Origin of the sequence: Inquilinus ginsengisoli (assembly GCF_050434925.1) — a bacterium.
Classification (GTDB): domain Bacteria; phylum Pseudomonadota; class Alphaproteobacteria; order DSM-16000; family Inquilinaceae; genus Inquilinus; species Inquilinus ginsengisoli_B.
The window spans coordinates 863,178-883,826 of the sequence record NZ_JBNDJK010000001.1 but is presented as its reverse complement, the minus strand read 5'-3'; the positions used below and the strand labels follow the sequence as shown (position 1 = coordinate 883,826).

The 20,649-nt window shown below is 71.3% G+C and carries 24 protein-coding genes; 8 read left to right on the top strand and 16 right to left on the bottom strand.

The annotated features are described in order from the left end of the window. Positions 1–2 precede the first annotated feature (2 nt). Complete coding sequence (locus tag QFZ27_RS04360; RefSeq protein WP_429224865.1) at positions 3–326, bottom strand: cupin domain-containing protein; 324 nt, start codon at positions 324–326, stop codon at positions 3–5. Then, on the bottom strand, positions 323–1,465 hold the full coding sequence (locus QFZ27_RS04355; RefSeq protein ID WP_429224864.1) for a DUF3095 domain-containing protein: 1,143 nt from the start codon (positions 1,463–1,465) through the stop codon (positions 323–325). The genes QFZ27_RS04360 and QFZ27_RS04355 overlap by 4 nt, the downstream gene beginning before the upstream one ends. A gap of 105 nt (positions 1,466–1,570) precedes the next feature. Here QFZ27_RS04355 and QFZ27_RS04350 point away from each other — a divergent pair, with 105 nt between their 5' ends. Next, the gene (locus QFZ27_RS04350) at positions 1,571–1,795 is read left to right on the top strand and encodes a type II toxin-antitoxin system Phd/YefM family antitoxin (protein ID WP_429224863.1); all 225 of its coding nucleotides are present in this window, start codon (positions 1,571–1,573) and stop codon (positions 1,793–1,795) included. After that, on the top strand, positions 1,795–2,211 hold the full coding sequence (locus QFZ27_RS04345) for a secondary thiamine-phosphate synthase enzyme YjbQ (RefSeq protein ID WP_429224862.1): 417 nt from the start codon (positions 1,795–1,797) through the stop codon (positions 2,209–2,211). The genes QFZ27_RS04350 and QFZ27_RS04345 overlap by 1 nt, the downstream gene beginning before the upstream one ends. Positions 2,212–2,220: 9 nt before the next feature. Here the strand turns inward: QFZ27_RS04345 and QFZ27_RS04340 are convergent, their stop codons facing one another. The 6 genes from QFZ27_RS04340 to QFZ27_RS04315 all read right to left on the bottom strand — a co-directional run bounded on the left by QFZ27_RS04340 (position 2,221) and on the right by QFZ27_RS04315 (position 7,634). Then, positions 2,221–3,405 carry an aminotransferase class V-fold PLP-dependent enzyme gene (locus QFZ27_RS04340; protein ID WP_429224861.1) on the bottom strand — a complete coding sequence of 395 codons (1,185 nt, stop codon included), beginning with the start codon at positions 3,403–3,405 and terminating at the stop codon, positions 2,221–2,223. Continuing rightward, positions 3,405–4,355: a glucokinase gene (gene glk, locus QFZ27_RS04335; RefSeq protein WP_429224860.1), complete on the bottom strand. Its 951-nt coding sequence runs from the start codon at positions 4,353–4,355 to the stop codon at positions 3,405–3,407. The genes QFZ27_RS04340 and glk overlap by 1 nt, the downstream gene beginning before the upstream one ends. 501 nt (positions 4,356–4,856) lie before the next feature. Then, positions 4,857–5,405: a bactofilin family protein gene (locus QFZ27_RS04330; protein WP_429224859.1), complete on the bottom strand. Its 549-nt coding sequence runs from the start codon at positions 5,403–5,405 to the stop codon at positions 4,857–4,859. Between the two features lie 281 nt (positions 5,406–5,686). Next, entirely contained in the window at positions 5,687–6,388 is a 702-nt protein-coding gene (locus QFZ27_RS04325; protein ID WP_429224858.1) for an EI24 domain-containing protein, read from the bottom strand. A 63-nt stretch (positions 6,389–6,451) separates the two neighbouring features. Next, complete coding sequence (locus tag QFZ27_RS04320) at positions 6,452–6,889, bottom strand: GFA family protein (RefSeq protein WP_429224857.1); 438 nt, start codon at positions 6,887–6,889, stop codon at positions 6,452–6,454. Between the two features lie 46 nt (positions 6,890–6,935). Then, on the bottom strand, positions 6,936–7,634 hold the full coding sequence (locus tag QFZ27_RS04315) for an ArsR/SmtB family transcription factor (RefSeq protein ID WP_429224856.1): 699 nt from the start codon (positions 7,632–7,634) through the stop codon (positions 6,936–6,938). 83 nt (positions 7,635–7,717) lie between these two features. On the opposite strand from QFZ27_RS04315, the gene QFZ27_RS04310 reads away from it, so the two are divergent. Together QFZ27_RS04310 and QFZ27_RS04305 are read left to right on the top strand one after the other, a co-directional pair. Further along, complete coding sequence (locus QFZ27_RS04310; RefSeq protein ID WP_429224855.1) at positions 7,718–8,470, top strand: DUF6058 family natural product biosynthesis protein; 753 nt, start codon at positions 7,718–7,720, stop codon at positions 8,468–8,470. A 54-nt stretch (positions 8,471–8,524) separates the two neighbouring features. Next, positions 8,525–9,514, top strand: a complete 990-nt coding sequence (locus QFZ27_RS04305) for an adenosine kinase (protein ID WP_429224854.1) — start codon at positions 8,525–8,527, stop codon at positions 9,512–9,514. Positions 9,515–9,556: 42 nt separating this feature from the next. Here the strand turns inward: QFZ27_RS04305 and QFZ27_RS04300 are convergent, their stop codons facing one another. Then, a complete protein-coding gene (locus QFZ27_RS04300) occupies positions 9,557–10,849 on the bottom strand; it encodes a class I SAM-dependent RNA methyltransferase (protein WP_429224853.1) in 1,293 nt (430 codons plus the stop codon). Positions 10,850–10,989: 140 nt separating this feature from the next. Here QFZ27_RS04300 and QFZ27_RS04295 point away from each other — a divergent pair, with 140 nt between their 5' ends. Both QFZ27_RS04295 and QFZ27_RS04290 read left to right on the top strand, forming a co-directional pair. Then, the gene (locus tag QFZ27_RS04295) at positions 10,990–11,589 is read left to right on the top strand and encodes a YIP1 family protein (protein ID WP_429224852.1); all 600 of its coding nucleotides are present in this window, start codon (positions 10,990–10,992) and stop codon (positions 11,587–11,589) included. Further along, positions 11,589–12,257: an SOS response-associated peptidase gene (locus tag QFZ27_RS04290; protein ID WP_429224851.1), complete on the top strand. Its 669-nt coding sequence runs from the start codon at positions 11,589–11,591 to the stop codon at positions 12,255–12,257. The genes QFZ27_RS04295 and QFZ27_RS04290 overlap by 1 nt, the downstream gene beginning before the upstream one ends. 6 nt (positions 12,258–12,263) lie before the next feature. Here the strand turns inward: QFZ27_RS04290 and QFZ27_RS04285 are convergent, their stop codons facing one another. The 6 genes from QFZ27_RS04285 to QFZ27_RS04260 form a co-directional block, all read right to left on the bottom strand. Further along, the gene (locus QFZ27_RS04285) at positions 12,264–12,710 is read right to left on the bottom strand and encodes a PIN domain-containing protein (protein ID WP_429224850.1); all 447 of its coding nucleotides are present in this window, start codon (positions 12,708–12,710) and stop codon (positions 12,264–12,266) included. Beyond that, complete coding sequence (locus tag QFZ27_RS04280) at positions 12,707–12,952, bottom strand: type II toxin-antitoxin system Phd/YefM family antitoxin (protein ID WP_429224849.1); 246 nt, start codon at positions 12,950–12,952, stop codon at positions 12,707–12,709. Before QFZ27_RS04280 ends, QFZ27_RS04285 begins: the two co-directional genes overlap by 4 nt. Before the next feature lie 72 nt (positions 12,953–13,024). After that, the gene (locus QFZ27_RS04275) at positions 13,025–14,551 is read right to left on the bottom strand and encodes a GH3 family acyl-acid amido synthetase (protein ID WP_429224848.1); all 1,527 of its coding nucleotides are present in this window, start codon (positions 14,549–14,551) and stop codon (positions 13,025–13,027) included. Then, positions 14,548–15,780 carry a penicillin acylase family protein gene (locus tag QFZ27_RS04270; RefSeq protein WP_429232415.1) on the bottom strand — a complete coding sequence of 411 codons (1,233 nt, stop codon included), beginning with the start codon at positions 15,778–15,780 and terminating at the stop codon, positions 14,548–14,550. The genes QFZ27_RS04275 and QFZ27_RS04270 overlap by 4 nt, the downstream gene beginning before the upstream one ends. Beyond that, entirely contained in the window at positions 15,686–16,801 is a 1,116-nt protein-coding gene (locus QFZ27_RS04265; protein ID WP_429224847.1) for a penicillin acylase family protein, read from the bottom strand. The genes QFZ27_RS04270 and QFZ27_RS04265 overlap by 95 nt, the downstream gene beginning before the upstream one ends. Then, on the bottom strand, positions 16,801–17,865 hold the full coding sequence (locus tag QFZ27_RS04260) for a dienelactone hydrolase family protein (protein ID WP_429224846.1): 1,065 nt from the start codon (positions 17,863–17,865) through the stop codon (positions 16,801–16,803). Before QFZ27_RS04260 ends, QFZ27_RS04265 begins: the two co-directional genes overlap by 1 nt. Before the next feature lie 465 nt (positions 17,866–18,330). Here QFZ27_RS04260 and QFZ27_RS04255 point away from each other — a divergent pair, with 465 nt between their 5' ends. Both QFZ27_RS04255 and ku read left to right on the top strand, forming a co-directional pair. Further along, positions 18,331–18,810, top strand: a complete 480-nt coding sequence (locus QFZ27_RS04255; RefSeq protein ID WP_429224845.1) for a Ros/MucR family transcriptional regulator — start codon at positions 18,331–18,333, stop codon at positions 18,808–18,810. 79 nt (positions 18,811–18,889) lie between these two features. Next, on the top strand, positions 18,890–19,687 hold the full coding sequence (ku, locus tag QFZ27_RS04250) for a non-homologous end joining protein Ku (RefSeq protein ID WP_429224844.1): 798 nt from the start codon (positions 18,890–18,892) through the stop codon (positions 19,685–19,687). Positions 19,688–19,918: 231 nt separating this feature from the next. On the opposite strand, the gene QFZ27_RS04245 is transcribed toward ku, so the two are convergent. Next, positions 19,919–20,563 (bottom strand): hypothetical protein, encoded by a 645-nt coding sequence (locus tag QFZ27_RS04245; protein ID WP_429224843.1) that lies wholly within the window; start codon positions 20,561–20,563, stop codon positions 19,919–19,921. Positions 20,564–20,649: the final 86 nt, after the last annotated feature.

Below are 20,649 nucleotides of genomic sequence, written 5' to 3'. Positions count from 1 at the left end.
GGCTAGTCGTGATGCAGCGCCAGCCACACGGTCGGCTGGTCCTGGTCGGTCCAGGCGACGCGGTGGCGGGCATGGGCCGGGAGATGCACCCAGTCGCCGGGCCGCAGCACGCGCGGCGCCGGCTCCCCCTCGATCTCTAGCCCGGCAGAGCCGCGCAGCAGCACCACCCATTCCGCCCGCGCTTGGTCGTACCAGAAGCCGGGCGGGCTGGCCTGGCCGGCGGAGACGATGCGCTCCAGCACCAAGCCCGCGCCCTGCAGCAGGGTGGTGAACTGCTCCTCCGCCGCCTCCCGCGGCAGAGCGTCGAACAGGTTGCCGGCCTTCACGGCAGCTTCAGCCGCGATGCGGCCGCGGCATAACCGCCGGCGGCGCCATCGACGAAATGGACATGGTCGCTGCGCAGCGGCGACGGCGTGAAGCAGGTGACGATCGCCGAATCCTGCCGGTGCAGGCCGAAGCGGGCGATGCCGGCCTGCTCGGCGGCCAGCAGGCGCGCCTCCAGCCGGTCGGCCAGGGCCGGGGTGCAGTCCAGCGTCATGCGCAGCCCGTCATCGTATTTGCGGTAGTCCGCATTGGCGACCATCTCGCGCATGTAGCGCCCGGGCTGGAAGCCGCCGAGCGGGATGCCGAAGCGGAACAGCGTCCAGCCGGCCAGGCTCTGCAGCCCCAGTGCCAGCTTGCGCAGCAGAAGCGGCTGGTTGGCGCCCCGCGAGGCCCGCGCCTCGACATCCAGCCCCGGCGGCGGCCAGACCAGGCCGCGCGCGAGATCGGCGATCGGGTGCTCGGCCTCGCTCTCGCGCCCGGTCATGCGCAGGATGTCGCCGACCAGCTCGCGGAAGCCGGCCTCGCTCTCGGCCACCGTCGGGGCGGCGATCAGCGACACCACCACGCCGTGCCGGGCCGGGAACTCCTGCCAGCGACAGGACAGGCCGGTCAGGTCGGGGCGGGTGCCCGCCGGCGCCGGCTCGACCGCGAAGGTGCCGGCCTTCAGCTCGCGCTCGGCCCAGGCCAGGCCGCCGCCCATGAACATGGCGTAGGCGACGTTCGGCGACGGGGCGTAGCGGGCGACGCGGACGTCCCAGCCGGCGGTGCGGATCGACGCCACCGGCACCAGCCCGACCCGCAGGGTCAGGCCCAGCTCGTCGCGCACCCAGGCGGCGGTGGCGGCCAGCGCGGCGCGGGCGGTGTCGGCGTCGCCGGGCGGAAGGGCGAAGCTGGCGCCGTCGCCGCCGAAGGCGAAGGGGTAGTCGCGCTGCGCCAGGGCGTTGGACACGGCGGCGATCAGCGCCGCGCCGGCGATGTTGACGCTCTTATACTGCCCGTCCCGGATCGCGGCGGTGGAGGAGACGACGTCGGACAGGCCGATCACCCAGTCCTCCGGCAGCGGCCGGTACAGCGAGGCGTCGGTCAGCCGGGCAAAGCCGTCGAACACCGGCACCTGGAGGTAGAACTCGTCTTCGGCCATGGGTGCATTCTCGCCGATCGGGCGGGGATGGGGAAGGCAGTGTGGTTTGGGCGGGAAGCGACAGGCGTTGTGGATGGGCTTAGCTATCGTCTGAAGGAGGACCAGATGATCCGAGTCAGCATGCGCGAGGCAAAGACCGGTCTGCCGGACTTGGCGGAACGGGCGCGAGCCGGAGAGCGCGTGGTCATTGAGCGCGACGGCACGCCATGGGTAGAACTCAAGCCATATGCCGGCGAGCGGCGTCGACCCGGCGGCTACGAGGGGCAGATCGCCATCCCGGATGTCGGCGTGGAAGACGAGACGATCGCGGATCTGTTCGAAGGCAGGTGATGCGGCAATTCCTCCACAGCCTCCAGGTGACCACCCGTGGCAAGGGGCTGGTCGAGATCACGCCGCAGATCCGGCCCTGGGTCGAGGTGCAGCGGATCGGGACCGGCCTGCTGACCGTGTTCTGCCGGCACACTTCCGCCTCGCTGCTGATCCAGGAGAATGCCGACCCGGATGTCCGGGCGGATCTGGAGGCCTATTTCGAGCGGATCGCGCCGGAGGGCGACGGCTACATCCACGATGCCGAGGGGCCGGACGACATGCCGGCCCATATCCGCACGGCGCTGACCCAGGTGCAACTGTCGATCCCGGTCGCCTCCGGCCGGCTGGCGCTCGGCACCTGGCAGGGGATCTACCTGTTCGAGCACCGCCGCCGGCCGCACCGGCGCGAGATCGTGCTGCATCTGCTCGGGGAATAGCGCCGGCCGTCAGCCCCGGCCGACCGTCTCCACGAACCGGTCGATCTCGGTCTCACTGTTGTAGTAGTGCGGCGAGGCCCGCAGCATCGCGTCCAGGCCGCGGTCGGTCATGTCGAACATGGTCGAGCGGCGGCGGGTGACACTGGTGTTGATGCCGGCCGCGCGCAGCCGCTGGTGAAGCGCCTCGGCCGGCTCGTCGGCCTTGGTGAAGCTGACGATCGCCGAGCGCTCGGCGCCCTTGTCGCGCACGGCGACGCCGGGCAGGGCCGAGAGCCCGTCGCGCAGCCGCGCCGCCAGGGCCCGGGCGCGGTCGCGGATGGCGTCGAGGCCGAGGGCGAGGGCGTAGTCGACCGCGGCGCCCATGCCGAGGATGCCAACGAAGTTGCGCTCGAAATTCTCGAAGCGGCGGGCGTCCGGGCGGACCACGTAGCGGTCAGGCGCCACCATCTCCGCCGCATAGAGATCGAGGAAAGGTGAATCGATCCGCTCCAGCATCGACTGCCGGACATAGAGGAAGCCGACCGCACGCGGCCCGCGCAGGAACTTGCGGGCGGTGGCCGACAGCATGTCGCAGCCGATCGCCTCGACATCGACCGGCATCTGGCCGATCGCCTGACAGGCGTCGAGCAGATAGGGAATGCTATGCGCGCGTGCGACCCGCCCGATCGCCGCCGCCGGGTTGACCAGCCCGCCATTGGTCGGGATGTGGCTGACCGCGATCAGCCGGGCCGGGCCGCGATCGGTCGCCGTCACCGCCTGCTCCAGCGCCGCGATGTCGAGCTGGCCGGTGGCGTCGTCGGGCACGACCTCGACCACCGCGCCGGTGCGCTGCGCCACCTGCAGGTAGGAGATGGTGTTGGAGGCGTATTCGGCCTTGGCGGTCAGGATACGGTCGCCCGGCCGGAACGGCAGGCCGTAGAACACCATGTCCCAGGCCCGCGTCGCGTTCTCCATCATCGCGATCTCGGCGGGATCGGCGCCGATCAGCCGGGCGATCGAGACATAGGCGGCCTCCAGCCGCGGCTCGGCCTCGGCCGCGGCGGCATAGCCGCCGATCTCAGCCTCCCGCCGCAGATGGTCCAGCATCGCGTCCAGCACCGGGGCCGGCGGCAGGGCCGAGCCGGCATTGTCGAGATGCAGCACCCGGGCGCAGCCCGGCGTGTCGGCGCGCAGCCGGTCGAGATCGAGCGTCATCAGGTCAGGCCCAGCACCGAGCGCAATCCGAGGAAGGCCGGCAGCGGGTGGGTGACGAGATAGGTCGGAATGCCGACGACGAAGCTGCGCATCCGGCCCTTGGCCTCGAAGCGCTGGCGGAACAGCGCGTCGTCGAACAAGGGCCCGAGCTTCGGCACGATGCCGCCGGCGATGTAGATGCCGCCGCGCGACCCCAGCGTCAGCGCCAAGTTGCCGGCGACGGTGCCGAGCATCGAGGCGAACATCGCCACCGCCTCGGCACAGAGCGGGTCGCCGGTCTTGGCGCCCTCAGTGACGGCGGCGGCATCGCGCTGCACCGGGTCGATCCCGTCCAGCTGCGCCAGCGTCTCGTACAGATTGACCAGCCCCATGCCGGACAGAACGCGCTCGGCCGAGACGTGCTGGTGGCGGTGGCGCAGCCGGTCCAGCACCGCCGCCTCGCGCTCGGTCGCGGCCGCCATGGTGACGTGCCCGCCCTCGCCGGCCAGGGCGGTCCAGCGCCCGCCGCTCGGTACCAGGCCGGAGACGCCGAGCCCGGTGCCGGGGCCGAGCACGCCGATCGGCTCGCCCGCCACCGGCGTGCCGCCGCCGATCGGGCTGCGGTCGTCCTCCTCGAGATAAGGAACCGCGAGCGCAACGGCAGTGAAGTCGTTGATCACCTCCAGCCGCTCCAGCCCCAGATCCTTCTTCAGGGCCGAGATCGAGAACGACCAGGCGGCGTTGGTCAGCGTCACCTGGTCGCCGGTGACCGGGCTGGCCACGTCGATCGCGGCTTGGCGCGGCGGGGTCGCAGGCTTGATCATGTCGAGATAGGCGTGGGCGGCGTCGGCCAGGGTCGGATAGTCCGCCCCGTGCAGGATCTGGGTGTCGCGGGTGCCGCCGGCATTGGCCAGGGCGAAGCGGGCGTTGGTGCCGCCGAGATCGGCGATGAGGGCGAGGGGCTCAGGCATGGCGGGCCGGCTGGTGCGGGATGGCCATGGTTCCCTCATGCGGCGGCCGGGGGCAAGCCCGAAGCGACGGGCCGCCGGCCGCGAGTCGACGCAGATTGCCGGGCCGGAGTCGGTGTCGAAGTGTGCACTGCAGCACAAACTTGATGCTATCTGCACATATCTTAGGCACGAATTGGTTCTAAGTCTATGTTCCGAAAGCGGAATTCATTTTCCTCTTGATTTGTCCGGCGAACTGCCTAAATTGTGCATTGCGACATGCAGCGATGAGTTGCTGTCGTAACGCACTTCTTGGGCGTTTCCTCCCTAAACTCGGGCCGCAGTTCGCTGCGGCCCTTTTTCTTGTGCGCCGGCCGAGCAACGCGTCGGCGGCCGCGAGGGTTCAGCCTCCGCCTCCTTCAGATCCCGGTGATGCCCCGAGTCGCTGTGCAAGATTGGCGCAGATAGCGAAACGGCCGGGTCGCCCCGGCCGCTCGCGGTCTGATCTGTCCGATCCGGCTGGGCTCAGCGCTCGCCGCCGGCCTCGGCCTTGTCGTCGAACAGCGGGGTCGGGGCAGGCTGCGGGGCGGCCGCCGCCGCTGCCGGGACCGTCGCCGCTCCGGCGTCGCCGCCCAGCGGCTGCAGCGTGCCGATCAGCTTGCCGCCGGTCTCGACCTGCAGTTCGCCGTACTTGATGGTGCCGGTGACCACGCCGCTGGCGCGCAGGCGCAGCAGGCCGGAGACCGACAGGTCGCCCTCGAAGCGGCCGGCGATGTCGCCGTCGCTGATCTCGGCCGAACCCTTGAACACGCCCTGCTCGGCGATCTCGATGGTCTGGCAGTCCTTGATCTTGGCCTCGATCCGGCCTTCGACCACCAGGTGGTCGCAGGCGGTGATCTCGCCGGCCAGCGAGATCTCGCTGCCGACGATCAGCTTGCGCGGCGATTCGCGGCCGGTCGGTCCCGACGACTCCGCCGGGCGGCGGACGCCGCCGATCGCCCCGGTGCCGGGCAGGTCGACCCGGCGCGGCAGCTCGGTCTTGTAGCCGGTGGCGGGCTTGGCGGTGGACGACATGGGCTCTCCTTGAGGCGCGGTCGGGGCGGTGGGCCGAACTAAGGGTGTGTCCGTGGCGGCCGGATGGCCTTGCCGCTCGGCACCGCCATCCGATCCTCCGCCAGCGGGGTTGCGTCGACGAAACACGCGGGTGTCCCCCTGCTTGTTGTGGTTCCGGGCTGGATGCCCCCATCGGGCGATGGGGTCGGGACTGTAGCTGGATGCTTATCCGCCGATCAACCCGTGGCGGCCAGCCCCATTCCCGGCAGAGGAGCCACCATGCCGCATTTCGGTCAAATGAATTATCCGGCCATCCGTCCCGCCGGGGCCCGGGCGGTGGCGGCGCCGACGGCGCGGTGGAAGACATGGGTCATGAAGGCGGCCCCCAGCACCGGCACCACCAGGTTGACCACCGGAATCAGCAGGATCGCGGCCAGCACCAGTCCGGCGACGATGAAGCGGCCCTGGCGTTCGCGCCACAGCGCCCGCGCTGCCGCGGGCTCGCAGCGGCGCGCCGCCACCAGCTCGAAATATTCGCGGCCGAGCAGGTAGCCGTTCACCAGCCAGAACACCAGCAGGTTGACGCCCGGCACCACCAGCACGATGCCGACCGCGACCAGGTTGAACGCGACCAGCGCCAGGAAGAAGCGGGCGGACCCCCACACGATCTCGCCGATCCGCTGCCGCCGCGGCGGCGGCAGGGCGGGGTAGTGGCGGGCCTCGACCGCCTCGGCGACATCGTCGAGGAACAGCCCGGCCACCAGGCCGATGATGGCGGGGAACAGCAGGATGCCGAGCGCCAGCACGGCGACGCCGCCCAGCACGTCGAGCGTGGTGTCGACCCAGGTCCAGTTGGCGATGTGCACGAAGGACAGGCCCCAGCCGGCGAGGGCCGGCAGGGTCAGCACCAGGGCGATGGTGGCGGCGAAGCTGACCCACAGCACCCGGCGGATCGCCGGGTCGGACGTGATCTGCTGCAGGGCGAGGCGGAGGGCGTTCGGCATCGGACTCGGCACGGTTGATGTCGCGGCCGTTCACCTGGGGCGGCAGGGGACGCCGCGCAAGGGCTACTCGTCCTCCGTCATCGGACCGCCCTCGCCCGCGGTGGTGCGGTAGCGCGGCAGCCCGTCGGCGAGGCGCACCCAGGGCAGCTTCTGGCCGACATAGACATGCCCCCGCGGCGGCAGGGCGCTGGGATCGTCGAGCGTCGTCACCAGCAGATGCACCTCGTCCGGCCAGCGCTCGCCCTCATAGGCCAGCGGCGTGCCGCAGCGGCCGCAGAAGCAGCGCTCGGCGCCGGGCGAGGATTGGAAGTGCCGCGGGGCCTCGCCGCTCCAGCTCGCCTGCGCGCGCTCGAAGCCGGCATAGATGGAGTAGGGCGCGCCGGTGAGGCGGCGGCAGTCGCGGCAGTGGCAAGCCGCCACCCAGCGCGGCGCGCCCACCGCGGCGTAGCGCACCGCGCCGCAGCCACATCCCCCGGTGAGGCGATCAGTGGTCTCCGACATCAAATTTCTCCGCCATGGTCTCACCTCGCGGAAACGGTGGCGGCCCTCAGGCGGCGGTCGCCTCCGCCAGCACCCTCGGTCCGAAGATCCGGGCCAGCGCGGCGCGGCCGTCCTCGGTGAGGGCCACGGCGCGGCTGTCGCGCTCGCGCCGGATCCAGCCGCGGTCGACGAAGCGCTCGGCGATGGCGGCGCCCAGCGCGCCGGCCAGATGCGGCCGGCGTTCGCTCCAGTCGATGCAGTGCCGGGCGAAGGACCGGCGGCCGTCGCGCAGCGCCGCCGCGTCGATGCCCAGCGTCGCCAGCCAGGCCGTTCCGGTTTCGGTCAGCACAAAGGCATCGTCGCCTCGGTCCAGCGTGCCCTGCGCCACCAGCGCGTCGGTCACCGCCACGCCCAGCCGGCCGGCGAGGTGGTCGTAGCACATGCGCCCGTCGCGCAGCGGTGCCGGCACGCGCGACCGCTCGACCGCCGGGGCCCAGGCAACCGCCATCATCTTCTCCAGGAGAGAGCCGATCTCCGGCCCCGACAGCCGGTAGTAGCGGTGCCGTCCCATGCGTTCGACCGCGACCAGCCCGGCCTCGGTCAGCTTGGCCAGATGGCTCGAGGCGGTCTGCGGCGTGACCCGGGCGTGGAACGCCAGCTCGCCCGCCGGCAGCGCCTCCCCGCCGAACAGGGCCGACAGGATCAGTGCCCGGCTGGGATCGCCGATCAGGGACGATAATCTAGCCAGATCAAGTCCTTCCTTCATGCTTCGATGGTGATCGATTTATCTTTGCTGGTCAAGAGCGGGATGCGGATGTGGAGTGGTGGCGACCAACAGGAGACCCGACCATGACCGACACCTTCGCCATTCTCGACTATGTCCGCCGCCATTGCCTGACGCCGCCGGCGCTGGCGCAGGCCGCCGGGCTGACCGAGGACCGGCTGCGCGCGCTGATCGCCGCCCGCTGCCTGCCGCAGCCGACCTATGTGCTGGACCCATCCCTGATGGCGCGCAGCGCCATCCGCAGCGAAACGCTGGCGCCGCAGCCGGAGGAATGGTTCGGCGCCGCGGTGCTGCCCTGGGCTCGCCGCGCCGCCGAATCGACGCTGCCGCTGCCCGCTCTGGCGGACCGGCTGCGGCAGGATTTTGCCGCCGGTTTCCGCCAGGCATTGCTCGCTTCCGAAGGCCGAACCCATGGCTGGACCGAGCTGTTCGACGCCGCCGGCGCGATCGACGAGGCCGCTTTCGCCAAGGCGCTCGATGAGATCTGGCAGGAGAACTGGCTCGGCGGCGCCTATGGCGTCTGCCTGCGCCGCTTCGACGGCCATCACCTGGTGACCAAGCTGGTCGAGCGCAGCCGCATCCGCGCGCTGACGGAGGAGGGCGCCAAGCCGGCGTTGGGTCCGGCCGAGGCGGAGCAGGTCACCGCGGCGATGGCCCGGCTCGACGCCGTGATCACGCCCTTCGCCCCGCATGAGCGGCCGCACGGCACGCCGGGGCTGTGGATCGACCAGATCGTGGACCGTTATGGCTTGCGCCATCCAATGGAACCGGACCGTTCCCCGGCGGCACCCGTTGACTCGGCGGCGGCCGCAGCCTAGAGGGTCAGGGACCCCTTGCGGGTCGCATCCCTGGCCGCAATTTCAGCGAGACCCATGAGCGCCCGCTACGACACCACCTGCATCGGCAACGCCATCGTCGATGTCATCACCAAGAACGACGAAGCCTTCATCACCCGGCATGGCCTGGTGAAGGGGGCGATGACGTTGATCGATGCGGAACGGGCCGAGGCGCTTTACGCCGCCATGGGGCCGGGCCTCGAGGCCTCGGGCGGCTCCGCCGGCAACACCGCGGCGGGGCTGGCCTCGCTGGGCGGCAAGGCCGCCTTCATCGGCAAGGTGACGGCCGACCAGCTCGGCGGCGTCTACCGCCACGACATCCGCGCCGTCGGCGTCGACTTCGATTCGAAGCCGCTCGACCCCGCGGTGCCGGGCACGCCGCCGACCGCGCGCAGCCTGATCATCGTCACGCCGGACGCGCAGCGGACGATGAACACTTATCTCGGCGCCTGCGTCGAGCTGACGCCCGACGATGTCGACGAAGCGGTGATCTCCGGCTCGCAGGTGACCTATCTCGAAGGCTATCTGTGGGACCGGCCGACGGCGAAGGAAGCCTTCATCAAGGCCGCCCGGGTGGCGCATGCCGCCGGCCGCAAGGTGTCGCTGACCCTGTCGGACAGCTTCTGCGTCGAGCGGCACCGCGACAGCTTCCTGTCGCTGATCGAAGGCCATGTCGACGTGTTGTTCGCCAATGAGGCGGAGATCAAGGCGCTGTACCAGGTCGACGATTTCGACGCCGCCGTCGCCGCGGTGCGCGGCCGCTGCGAGGTCGCGGCGATCACCCGCAGCGAGAAGGGCTCGGTGATCGTGACCGAAAGCGAGACCGTCCTGGTCGAGGCCGCGCCGCTGGTCCAACTGGTCGACACCACCGGCGCCGGCGACCTCTACGCCTCCGGCTTCCTCTACGGCTTCACCCGCGGGCTCGGCTTGGCCGAGAGCGGTCGGATCGGCAGCATCGCCGCCGCCGAGGTGATCGGCCATGTCGGCCCGCGTCCTCTTGTGCCGCTGCGCAGCCTGATCGGCTGATCAGCGCCGGCTGGGTTCGCGGACGCGAACCCAGCACGACCGCTATCGTCGGAACACCGCCACCGCTTCCAGATGCGGCGACCATAGGAACTGGTCGACCGGCGTCGCCCGCTCCAGCCGGTAGCCGCCATCGACCAGGGTCCGGGCGTCGCGCGCCAGGCTGGACGGGTTGCAGGATACGGCGACCACCACCGGCACGGTCGAGGCTGCCAGGGCCTGGGCCTGGTCGCGGGCGCCGGCCCGCGGCGGGTCGAACACCACGGCGTCGAAGCCGCGCAATTCCGCCGCCGTCAGCGGCTGGCGGAACAGGTCGCGCCGCTGCGCCGTGATCCGCTCGCCCCTTCCGCCGCGCCGGGCGGCGGTTGCCAGCGCCTCGACCGCCGGGCCTTCACCGTCGATCGCGGTCACCTGAGCGCCGCGGGCCAGCGGCAGGGCGAAGGTGCCGGCACCGCAGAACAGGTCGGCGATGCGCTTTGCCGGGCCGACGCCGTCGTGCACCAGCCGGGTCAGCGCCGCCTCGCCCTCGGCGCTGGCCTGCAGGAAGCCGCCGGGCGGGATCGTCACCGGCACTTCGTCGAAATGCACCACCCCGGCCCGGCGATGCGCCACGGGATCGGTGAAGCCGTCGGGGCCGCGCCAGGACAGCCGCGCCAGGTCCTGCGTCGCGGCGAACTCGGCCAGCATCTCCCTTCGCTTCAGGTCCAGCCCCGCCTCGGCCACGACCACCAGGTCGATGCCGTCATCCAGTGTTGTGACGGCGAGGTCGGCGCCGCCATTCTCCGGCAGGATCGCGGCCAGCACCGCGCGCAGCGGCGGCAGCAGGGCCGTGACCTCCGGCCGCAGCACCACGCAGTCGGTCAGGTCGACGATCCGGCTCGACCCCGCCTCGTTGAAGCCCAGAAACACGCCGGACCGGCCACGCCGGGCGGCCAGGCTGGCCCGGCGGCGGCTGCGCGGCGGCGTCTCGACCAGCGCCGCCACCTCGGTCTCCAGCCCGGCGCGGGCCAAGGCGCCGGCCAGCAGGCCGTGCTTCCACTCGATGTAGACCGGCGGCGCCAGATGCTGCACCTGGCAGCCGCCGCAGGGGCCGAAATGCGGGCAGGGCGGCTCGCGGTGATTCGGGCCGGGCTGCACCAGCTCGATGAACTCGCCGCGATAGGCCTGGCCGTCCGGCCGGCCCAGCCGGGCGCGCACCCGGTCGCCGGGGGCGGCGAAGGGCACGTAGACGCGCAGGTCGTCGACCGTGCCGATGCCGTCGCCACCGCCGCCCAGGCGGTCGACCACCAGTTCGATCTCACGCCGCGACCCGGGGGCCGCGGGCTTGCTCCGTCGCATCTGCCGCTTCATCGTGGCAGGCATGGCATGCGCGGCCCGGCCTTGCAAGGCGCGGGGTTGCATGCGCTCCGGGGGCAGGGCCATATCCCCTCGCATAGGGGGGCGGTCCTGCGGGCCGCGACGATGTGCTGGAGACGGCTTTGGATCTCGCCGCTGTAATGGGCCGCGTGCGCGGCATGCTGTTCGAACCCGATGCCACGCTGGCCGCCCATGGGGTGCCGGCGCCGGGCTGGCGCATCGTGGTGCGCGAGCATGCCCTGCCGGTGCTGATCCTGACCTCGATCGGCGCCTTCTTGCTGCTGGCGCTGCTGCTCTCGGTCTCCGACGTGGAGACGCCGATCGGCCTGCTGGTGCTGTTCCTGGCGGTACGGGTGGCGGTCAACCTGGCGGGGCTGTTCGTCATGGCCGCCGTGATCCGCTTCTATGCCGGCATGTTCGGCGCCGTCGCCAATTTCGATGCCGCCTTCGTCCTGGTGGCGCTGGCGATGACGCCGGTCTATGTCGCGGAGATGCTGGGCCCCGGCGTACAGCTGCTTCTGTCTGGCCCGGCCGCGGTGCTGCTGGTGCTGCTGGCGATCGGCTATGCCCTGACCATCCTCTATCGCGGCACCGGCCTGGTGCTGCGCGTGCCGCAGGACCAGCGCGGCGCCCATTTCGGCCTGACCCTGGTGACGCTGGTGGTGCTGATGCTGCTGTTCGGCCTGCTGCTCGGGCCTTATGTGCTGCCGGTGCCGGCCTGATGTGCGGACGGTTCGTCCATAAGCTGCCGCCGGAGGAGCTGGCCGCGATCGTCGGCGCCGAAGGCCCGATCCCGAACATCCCGGCACGCTACAACGCGGCGCCGACCCAGGATCTCGCGGTGGTCCGATTCAACCCCAAGACCGGGCGGCGGGCGATCGACCTGCTGCGCTGGGGCTTGGTGCCGAGCTGGGAGAAGGAGCTGAAGGGCGGCGCCAAGCTGATCAACGCCCGATCGGAAACCCTGGCCGAGCGGCGCAGCTTCGCCAAGGCCTTCCAGGCCCGGCGCTGCCTGGTCCCGGCCGACGGCTTCTACGAATGGGCGCCGGACCGAACGCCGCATTTCGTCCACCGTCTGGACGGCCGGCTGATGGTCTTCGCCGGGCTGTGGGAGGGCTGGAAGGATCCGGACTCGGAGGAATGGGTGCGGACCTTCACCATCGTCACCGCCGAAGCGATCGAGCGGCTGCGGCCGATCCACCACCGCATGCCGGTGATGCTGGCGCAGGAGCAATGGCCGGCCTGGCTCGGCGAGGAAGCAGCATCGCCGGCGCAGCTGCAGGCCCTGCTGGCGCCGCCCGCCGACCTGCCGGTCGAGGCCTATCCGGTCTCGGTGCGGGTCAACGCCGTGCGCAACGACGACCCGACGCTGATGGACCGGGCGGCCTGAGAGCCATCAATCCGCCAGGAACGCCACCAGCAGGGGATGCCTGGTTGGAGCGAACGGGTTGGCGACGGTGACGCCGCGCCAGGTGAAACCGTCCTGGAGGTCTTCCGACAGCAGCAACCGACAGCCGCCATCGGCCGCCGCGGCGAGCATCACGGCATCCCAGATGCTCAGCTGATGGTCATGGGCCAGATCGGCGGCGGCCGCCATGATCACCATCGACGTGTCGATGACGGCGAAGGTGTCATGCCAGCTGAGAATGGCTGTACGGGCGGCATCCGGCGTCCTCTTGGCCTTGCGGACCAGGACATTGAACAGCTCGCACAGGACCTGGACCGGCAGGACCACCGCATCGGGTGGCAGTCTCTGGACAAGACCCCTCGCCGCGGCCGCCCGGTCGGCTCCGTTCACGCCTTCGGCATAGGCCAGGATGTTGGTGTCGAGCGCGATCTTCACCGATCGCGCTCGTAGAGTTCGTCGCGCGACCAGCGGCCGACATCCACCGGCGTCTGTGTCGCGAGGCGCGCCAGAAGGGCGGCCCGGGCTCCCGCCGCTACGGCCGAGGGACCAGCCGCCGGGACGATCCGGGCCACCGGCTTGCCATGGGCCGTGACGACATAGCTCCGGCCCTCGCGGACATCGCGCAAGAGCCGTGAGAAGTTCCGATTGGCCTCTGCGGCTGAAACGGCCTTGTCCATTTCGTCACCCTCGAAAGTAGGTATTTTGCCTACTATAGCTGGTTTTGACATCGAGCCACATCAAGACTGGCCTTATGACCTTGCCATGAACGCCGCCAGCTCGGCCGCCAATCCGGGATCGGCGATCAGCCGCGGCACCTTGTTCTGACCGCCCAGCCGGCCGCGGGATTTCATCCAGGCGGCGAAGCAGCCGGGCGGCACGGCCACCACCTCCGGCGGCCCCATGCCGGTGCCGCCGGCACGGTGGGCGGCGTAGTCGTCGTTCAGGGCCGACAGCCTCGTGTCGAGCGTGGCGGCGAAGCGCGCGGCCGCGGCCTCGCCGGGCCTCTCGGCGAATTCGACGAACCAGCGGTGGCGGCCGACCGGGCTGGCCTCGTCCGGGAACACCGCCATCACCGCGAAATCGGCGATGTCGGCGCCGATCGCGGCGGCGGCATCGGCCACGGCGCGCTCCACCTCCTCGGCAATCAGGTGCTCGCCGAAGGCCGACAGGCCGTAGCTGGTGCGGCCGGTGATCAGCACCCGGGTCGGGTCGCGCCCGACCAGGCGCACCGTGTCGCCGAGGACATAGGCCCACAGGCCGGCGCAGCTGGTCACCACGACCGCGTAGTTCACGCCCGGCTCGGCATCGGCGATCCAGTGCCGGGTGGGGGCGGCGGAGCCGAGCTCCTCGACCGGCACGAGCTCGAGGAACAGCCCGTGGTCGAGGCTCAGGCGCAGCCCCTCTCCCACCCCGCCATCCTGCAGCGCGATGAAGCCCTCGCTGGCGGCATAGGCCTCGCGGATCTCGGCGTCGGTGCCGGCGATCAGCCGCTCCAGCCGCGGCCGGTAAGGCGCCAGGGCGACGCCGCCGGGCACCAGCAGGTCGAGCGACGGATAGGGCGGGTCGGGCGCGTCGCCGCGGGCGCGGCGCAGCGCGCGCACCCGCTCCAGCAGGGGCAGGAGCCAGCTGGTGGTGCCGGAGACGCTGCGGATCGGCAGCTCCAGCGACCCGCGGGCGATGCGGTCCAGCTTCTCCTCCCAGTCGGTCAGCAGGGCCAGCTCCGGCCCCGGGAAGACGAAGGGCCGGGCCCAGGGCGGCAGGGTGCGGGCGGCGATGCCGCTGAGGTCGCCGCTGAAGATGCCGGGGGCGTGCTCGGTCAGCGTGGTGCTGCCGCCCAGCATCAGGCTGCGGCCGCCGAACATCCGGCTGCCGGGCCGGGCGCCGAGGTGCCAGGCGGCCAGGTCGAAGGCGGCGCGGGTGTTGGACCGGCGCATCGCGTCGCTGACCGGCACGTATTTGCTGGTGCCGCTGGTGGTGCCGGAGGACAGGGCGAAGTACGGGATGCGGCCGGGCCAGGACACATCCTGCAGCACCGGGAAAGCCGGCTGCCAGTAGTCGCGCCACATCTCCTCATAGCGGCGCAATGGCACCGCCGCCTGGAAGGCCACGACATCGCCAATGCGGTCGAAGCCGTGGTCGCGGCCGAAGCGGGTGCCGGCCGCCCGACGCAGGAGCTGCAGCAGAGCGCGGCGCTGGCTCTCCACCGGATCCAGCCGCTGCAGCCGCCGGCGCCGCAGCGCCGCCGCCAGCCGGAAGGCCGGGGTGGCGTCGATCATGTCCGGGACAGGCGGATGAGGGTCGGGAACTCCCGCGCCACCGTCTCCGGCCGCAGCGGCAGGCGGATCGATCGGCGCTCGCGCCACAGCGGGATCTGGTCGGTCAGGCCCTCGCTGCCCAGCCAGCCATCCTGGCCGCCGAACAGCGTGATCCAGCTGGCATCGGGGTCGGACATGTCGGCGACATGCCGGGCCATCGAGCCATAGGTGGCGTTGTGCCGACCGCGCACCAGCCCATGCGCGGTCTTCATCGGCGTCTCGCGCGACCCGCCGGTCGGGTAGTCGCCGAACACGAAGAAGCGGCCGAGCACCGGCAGGGCGGCCAGGATATGCGCCACCCGCATCCGGTGCATGTCGCCCCAGACCGGGATCGGGACAGCATCGATCGCGGCCAGCCCGACCGCCTCGGCCAGCACCTGCCGGCGGCGGTCCGGCGCCAGGGCGGCCAGGTCGTCGGCCAAGAAGGCGGTGATGGCGTTCCATTGCGCCATCAGCCGCGGCATGGCCTCGGCCGTCTCGGCGCCATAGACCCGCGGCACCAGGTGGTGCAGCAGCGCCTCGAAGGCCGGGGCGCCGGACGACCCGGCGGCATAGTCGCCCTCCCATCCGGCCAGCCGGTCGAGGAAGCCGGACTGGTCGCCGCCGATCCCGGCCGTGCGGATCGCCTCAACCAGATGCCGGGCCAGGGCGCCTGAGTCCGGCGACACCGTGTCGGCCTGCAGCGCCGCGAGATCCTCCGGCGCCAGCCGGTCCTTGGCGTGCAGCAGGGCGTAGAGGCGCCGCACCCGCTCATCGGCGGAGAAGAAGAAGCCGACCGGCAGGGCGGTGTCGGTCGGCCGGTTGTTGGCGGTGGCCAGCACCCCGTCCGGCGGGTCGGCAATCCAGGGCAGGTCCGGGGCGTCGACCAGCCCGTGCCAATGGGTGTCCGGGTCGCCGGCGTCCAGCACCGGGTCCGCCGGCGGGAAACGGGTGCGAACCGGCAGGGTCGCGGCCATGATCTGGCCGATCCGCCCGTCCGCCCCGGCCACCAGCATGTTCTGGGCCGAGACGCCGAAGCCGGCGAAGGCGGCGCGGAACCCCTCCGGCGTGGTGGCGCGGCTGGCGCGCAGCAGGGCGGTGACCTCGTCGGTCGCCTCATGCCCGATCCAGCGCAGGGCGATGGTGTCGCCGGGCCGGCTGCGCGCCACCTTGGCGTCGCTGACGATCGGGCCGAAGCGGCTGCGTCGGATCTTGCGCCGCGCCCGCCGCCAGAAGCGGGTGCGGATCACCGTCTCGCGCGGTCTCGATCTCCGCGGCCGGCAGCGCGCCGACGTCGTACAGGTCGCTCGACGCCGCCCGCATGTTGGTGCCGCCCCAGGCCAGATGCAGGCTGCGGCCGACCGCGACGAAGGGCAGGCCCGGCACCATCAGCCCGGCCATGTGGTAGCCGGGCGAGCGCATGCCGGCGACGAGCCAGAGGTTCGGCAGCGACAGCGCCAGATGCGGATCGCTGGCGATCATCGCCCCGCCGCTGGCGCTGTGGGCGGCGGCCACGGCGACGCTGTTGCTGCCCGTGCGGCCGGTCGCGGTCAGCAGGGTGGCCAGTGCCACCTGCCGGCTGTCGAGGGTAAAGCTGGTGACGGCGTTGGCGCCGGCCTTCAGGGTGCGGGCCCAGGCCTCGGCGAAGCCGGGCGTGCCGCGCTCGCGCAGCAGGCCGAAATAGGCCACCCAGTTGATGTCGCTGCCGGCCAGCCGGCCGATCGTCCACAGGTCGCGCAGCGTGTAGGGCTCGTGCCGCAGCCCCAGCAGGGCGAATTCCGGCGGCGGCGCCCGCTCCAGCGCGTGATAGGCGTTGACCCCGGTGACGAAGGCCTCGGCGAAGGCGCGGCTGTCGTCCGGCATGCGGTCGATCACCGTGTCGGCGGCATGGCCGTAGTCGAGGATGCGCAGCGCGTGGTCGATGTCGCGCGCCACCGGGCCGGCGATCTCCGACAGCCGGCCCTGGGCCACCCGCTTCATCAGCGCGATCTGGCCGCCGCGCAGATGGGCGTGGACCAGGCCCAGCGCCACCGCCAGGTCGCCGTCGGTCTCGGCCTCGACGAAGGGGATCTGGTGGCCGTTCCAGCGGATGTCGACCGGGCGTGACAGCGGCAGGCCGCGTGTCGGGAAGGCGGCCAGCCGCTCCGCCGCCGTCACCGGCTGCGGCGCCAAGGCGCGCAGCGCCGGCATCAGCGGGGCCAATGCTGCGATCAGCCGGTGCAGTGCGGGCATCAGCTGGGTTCGGCGAGGCCGAAGGCGGCCGACAGGAAGGCGGCCACATCGCGGTCCGACCGGGCCCGCACGGCGTCGTCGCGGCCGATCAGATAGCCCTCGCTGCCGACGCAATTGGCCAGGATCAGCTTGCGGCTGAAGGAACCGCCCATGGCGAGGCCGGGATTGCCGTCGCGCACCGTCAGGTCGCGCTCGACCTGGAAGTCGCAATCGTTCAGCAGCCGGCCGATCGGCCGCGGCCCCGGGCGGCTGCCGTCCCACTGATGCACGGCGCCGGGATAGACGATGGTCTGCACCCGCGACCCGCCCTGGCGCAGCGTGGCCGCCGTGGCCCGGCAGTCGGCCGGGTCCATGATCGCGTCGCGGTCGCCCCAGGCCATCAGCACCGGCGCGCCGGTGGTGCGCGGCTCCTCGAAGCCGATGATGCAGGGGCCGTAGAAGGCGACATGGGCGGCGAAGCGGGTGTCGCCCAGCCGGTACAGCGCCGCGAAGCGGTCGGCGATCGCGGCGTTGGTGGCGACGATGCTGGCCATGGCGCCGTAGGAGAAGCCCCAGACGGCCACCCGGCTGCCGTCGATCTCCGGCCGCGCCTTCAGCCAGGCCAAGGTGGCGTAGGCATCGGCCAGGGCCATGGTCTCGGTGATCCGGATCACCCGGTCGGTGAAGCTGGTGGCGATGTCGCGGCGCGCACCGAACACGTCGACCACAGCGGCGCCGATGCCCATCGCCGCCAGCTGCCGGGCGTAGGTCGGCTCGCGGTTCTCGTCCACGCCGGCGGCTCCGTGCAGCAGCACCACGGCCGGCGCCTTCCGCGTCGCGTCGGCGCCGGCGGGCGGGTACCAGGTGACGCGCGCCGGGGTGGCCGGGGCGTCGGGCCCGATCTCGGACGGCACGAAGGGGCTGTGGCTCGGCACCGCCACGATCCGCCCGGCGGCGTCGCCGACCGCGGGCCAGGGATCGGTGAAGGCCGGCTCCGCCCGGGCCGCTGACAGCAGGCCGAGCAGCAGCGCGGCGGCGAGGGCGGCGCTGCGCCGGATGCCTGGGGTTCGACCGTGCTGCACCATGGATCGGATCCTGTCGTGTCGAGCGGGCCGGGACGATCTTAACCGGGTTTGCGGCCGCGGCCAGCCCGGCCGTCCGGGCCATGGCGTCGCAGCGATGCCGTTCCCGAGGTCACAAGTCGCCGGCTACCGACGGCGCCGTCCCCACCATCGCCGGCGATCTCAATGGCGATAGCGTCTCTGACGTCCACATCCGGCTGACCGGCGCCATCGGCTCAGTCGCCGCCGATTTCGTGCTGTGAAACCGAGGCGGTGCCGGGCGCGGCAAACCGCCGCCCAGCGCCGCATTCCTCGGTTTCCGCCCCCTTGATAGGGCTGGCGAGCCGCGCCGATCTTGCATTTCCCGGGCCGAAACCTGCGCGCTCAACGAAACTGTTCGAGCGTTAATCGTCTCGACTTGTACAAATAAGTCTGGACCTATCTCTGGAATGAGATATCTATTTCGAATCCATTCACAGGAGAGATTAGATGGGTGCGGACGTCGCCGATGATTTGAAGCCGACAGATGAGTTGCGGAAGCACACCGTTCAGATCGTGGCTGCTCATGTCTCGCACAACAGTGTCGCCCCGAACGACCTGCCGGCGCTGATCGAGCAGGTCTATGGCGCGCTGACCGGACTGGGCAAGCCGTCGACACCAGTGCAGAGCCGGCCGGAGCCGGCGGTGCCGATCCGCAAATCGGTGACGCCGGACTACATCGTCTGTCTCGAGGACGGCAAGAAGCTGAAGATGCTGAAGCGGCATCTTCAGGCGGCCTACAACATGAGCCCGGACGAGTATCGCGAGCGCTGGGGACTGGCGGCCGATTATCCGATGGTCGCGCCGAACTACGCCAAGCAGCGCAGCACGCTGGCGAAGAGCATCGGCCTCGGCACCCGCCGCGCGGTCGAGCCGCCGGCGCCGCCGCCGGCACCGGCGAAGCGGGGCCGCAAGGCGGCGGCCAAGTAAGGCCAAGCCGGGCCGGCGGGGAACCGCCGGCCGGCCTCGGCGCTTTCTCCGGCAGGGGAAATCGTCGCGGAGACGGTCGATGGCAGCCCGCAGCTTCTGGTCCGGCTATCTCAAGCTCAGCCTTGTGACCTGCCCGGTGGAGATGACGCCGGCGGTCACCCAGGCGGAGCGGGTGCGCTTCCACACGCTGAACGAGGCGACCGGCAACCGCGTCGTCAGCCAGTATGTCGACAGCGTCTCCGGCAAGCCGGTGGCCGATGACGACCAGGTGCGCGGCTATCCGGTCGGCGAGGACGACTATGTCGTCCTGACCGATGACGAGTTCTCCGCCGTCGCCCTCGAGACCACCCGGACGCTCGATATCGAACGCTTCGTTCCGCGCGCCGAGGTCGGCTTGGTGTGGCGCGACCGGCCGCATTACCTGTCGCCGAGCGAGCCGGTCGGCGAGGAGGCGTTCAGCGTCATCCGCGAGGCGATGGCCGCGACCAAGACGGTCGGGCTGTCGAAGCTGGTGCTGTACCGCCGCGAGCGGCCGGTCATGATCGAGCCGCGCGGCAAGGGCATGATCGTCTGGACCCTGCGCCAGGCCGACGAGGTTCGGGACGAGAAGGACGTCTTCGGCGGCATCAAGCCGGCCACGCCGCCGAAGGACGCGATGACGCTGGCCCTGTCGGTGATCAAGGAGCGGACGGTCGACTGGAGCGAGGACCTGCTCGGCGACCGGGTCCAGGCCTCGTTGCGGAAGATCATCGCCCGCAAGAAGAAGGGCAAGACCGTCGAGGCGCCGAAGCCGAAAGCCGAGGGCGAGACCGGCAAGGTCATCGACCTGATGGCCGCCCTGCGCAAGAGCCTGGAGTCCGACAAGCGGAAGCGGTGAGGGGCGGGATCGTTTCAAAGTGACCTCCGCCCTTCCGGAATAGATTTTCCCCAATTTCCCTGCGGGGGCCGCAGCCCGGACCGGCGGGTCCGCGTTTGGCCCCGCCTTCCTTCCAGCCATTTGCGCGCAGACGCGCGCAGACCCCTCCCCCAACCCCCTCCCGCAAGGGGAGGGGGAGAATGGAAGGCTGGGCGGGCTGGTGATCGGCAAACACGGCGGGTGACGCAGCGCTCAGCTGCTGTCCGGTTTCGATGGCTTCGGCAGGGGCCAGCCGACGGCGGACTCGTCCGGCGCCAGGGGCCAATCCTCCGCGGGCTCGCGATCGGCGAGGCCTTCGGCGGCCTCCGCCTCTGCGACGTCGTCCGAATCATGCGGCTGGCGGATCGGGGGCGGCGGGCGGCCGATCTTGCGGCACACCGCCTGCAGGAACGCCTCCGGAGACAGCGTGTCGATCTGCACGTCCAGGATCTCGTCCTCGACCAGCGTCTCCCGCACCAGCTTCCGCACATGCTCGACGTCGTCGGCCTCGTCGGGCCGCGTCACCGCCTGGACCACCGCCTCGACGGCCTGCTCCCGGCGCTGCCGCCGGCGCTCCTGCTCGCCCGATGCCTTGCGCTCCGTCTTGCGCACCAGATAGTCGGTCCGGATCCGCTCGGTCATCGCCAGCGACAGCCGCACCGACCGGGACAGCCGCGACTGCGTCAGCCCGAAATCCGGTGTGTCCGGCCCCGCGGGCGTCCTGTCATGCTGCCGCTCGATCATCCGCTTGGTGCGCAGGTCGGACTGGACCAGCTCGCGCAGCGCGTCCAACGCCCATCCCGTCCAATGCATGTCGGGATCGGTCGGCTTGATCTCTTCGATCTGCGCTATGTCCATGGAACACAGCATGAACGGAGGCGGCCGGTAATACTACCGCGATTGCATTTCTGGTGCTGAATCAACGTATTACCTCTCCCGCCTGG

What these genes read in the sequence shown, in the direction of transcription:
- QFZ27_RS04355 (WP_429224864.1), bottom strand. Translation starts at nt 1,465, where the DNA reads ATGGCCGAAGACGAGTTCTACCTCCAGGTGCCGGTGTTCGACGGCTTT.
- QFZ27_RS04350 (WP_429224863.1), top strand. Translation starts at nt 1,571, where the DNA reads ATGATCCGAGTCAGCATGCGCGAGGCAAAGACCGGTCTGCCGGACTTG.
- QFZ27_RS04345 (WP_429224862.1), top strand. Translation starts at nt 1,795, where the DNA reads ATGCGGCAATTCCTCCACAGCCTCCAGGTGACCACCCGTGGCAAGGGG.
- QFZ27_RS04340 (WP_429224861.1), bottom strand. Translation starts at nt 3,405, where the DNA reads ATGACGCTCGATCTCGACCGGCTGCGCGCCGACACGCCGGGCTGCGCC.
- glk (WP_429224860.1), bottom strand. Translation starts at nt 4,355, where the DNA reads ATGCCTGAGCCCCTCGCCCTCATCGCCGATCTCGGCGGCACCAACGCC.
- QFZ27_RS04330 (WP_429224859.1), bottom strand. Translation starts at nt 5,405, where the DNA reads ATGTCGTCCACCGCCAAGCCCGCCACCGGCTACAAGACCGAGCTGCCG.
- QFZ27_RS04325 (WP_429224858.1), bottom strand. Translation starts at nt 6,388, where the DNA reads ATGCCGAACGCCCTCCGCCTCGCCCTGCAGCAGATCACGTCCGACCCG.
- QFZ27_RS04320 (WP_429224857.1), bottom strand. Translation starts at nt 6,889, where the DNA reads ATGTCGGAGACCACTGATCGCCTCACCGGGGGATGTGGCTGCGGCGCG.
- QFZ27_RS04315 (WP_429224856.1), bottom strand. Translation starts at nt 7,634, where the DNA reads ATGAAGGAAGGACTTGATCTGGCTAGATTATCGTCCCTGATCGGCGAT.
- QFZ27_RS04310 (WP_429224855.1), top strand. Translation starts at nt 7,718, where the DNA reads ATGACCGACACCTTCGCCATTCTCGACTATGTCCGCCGCCATTGCCTG.
- QFZ27_RS04305 (WP_429224854.1), top strand. Translation starts at nt 8,525, where the DNA reads ATGAGCGCCCGCTACGACACCACCTGCATCGGCAACGCCATCGTCGAT.
- QFZ27_RS04300 (WP_429224853.1), bottom strand. Translation starts at nt 10,849, where the DNA reads ATGCGACGGAGCAAGCCCGCGGCCCCCGGGTCGCGGCGTGAGATCGAA.
- QFZ27_RS04290 (WP_429224851.1), top strand. Translation starts at nt 11,589, where the DNA reads ATGTGCGGACGGTTCGTCCATAAGCTGCCGCCGGAGGAGCTGGCCGCG.
- QFZ27_RS04280 (WP_429224849.1), bottom strand. Translation starts at nt 12,952, where the DNA reads ATGGACAAGGCCGTTTCAGCCGCAGAGGCCAATCGGAACTTCTCACGG.
- QFZ27_RS04275 (WP_429224848.1), bottom strand. Translation starts at nt 14,551, where the DNA reads ATGATCGACGCCACCCCGGCCTTCCGGCTGGCGGCGGCGCTGCGGCGC.
- QFZ27_RS04265 (WP_429224847.1), bottom strand. Translation starts at nt 16,801, where the DNA reads ATGCCCGCACTGCACCGGCTGATCGCAGCATTGGCCCCGCTGATGCCG.
- QFZ27_RS04260 (WP_429224846.1), bottom strand. Translation starts at nt 17,865, where the DNA reads ATGGTGCAGCACGGTCGAACCCCAGGCATCCGGCGCAGCGCCGCCCTC.
- QFZ27_RS04255 (WP_429224845.1), top strand. Translation starts at nt 18,331, where the DNA reads ATGGGTGCGGACGTCGCCGATGATTTGAAGCCGACAGATGAGTTGCGG.
- ku (WP_429224844.1), top strand. Translation starts at nt 18,890, where the DNA reads ATGGCAGCCCGCAGCTTCTGGTCCGGCTATCTCAAGCTCAGCCTTGTG.
- QFZ27_RS04245 (WP_429224843.1), bottom strand. Translation starts at nt 20,563, where the DNA reads ATGGACATAGCGCAGATCGAAGAGATCAAGCCGACCGATCCCGACATG.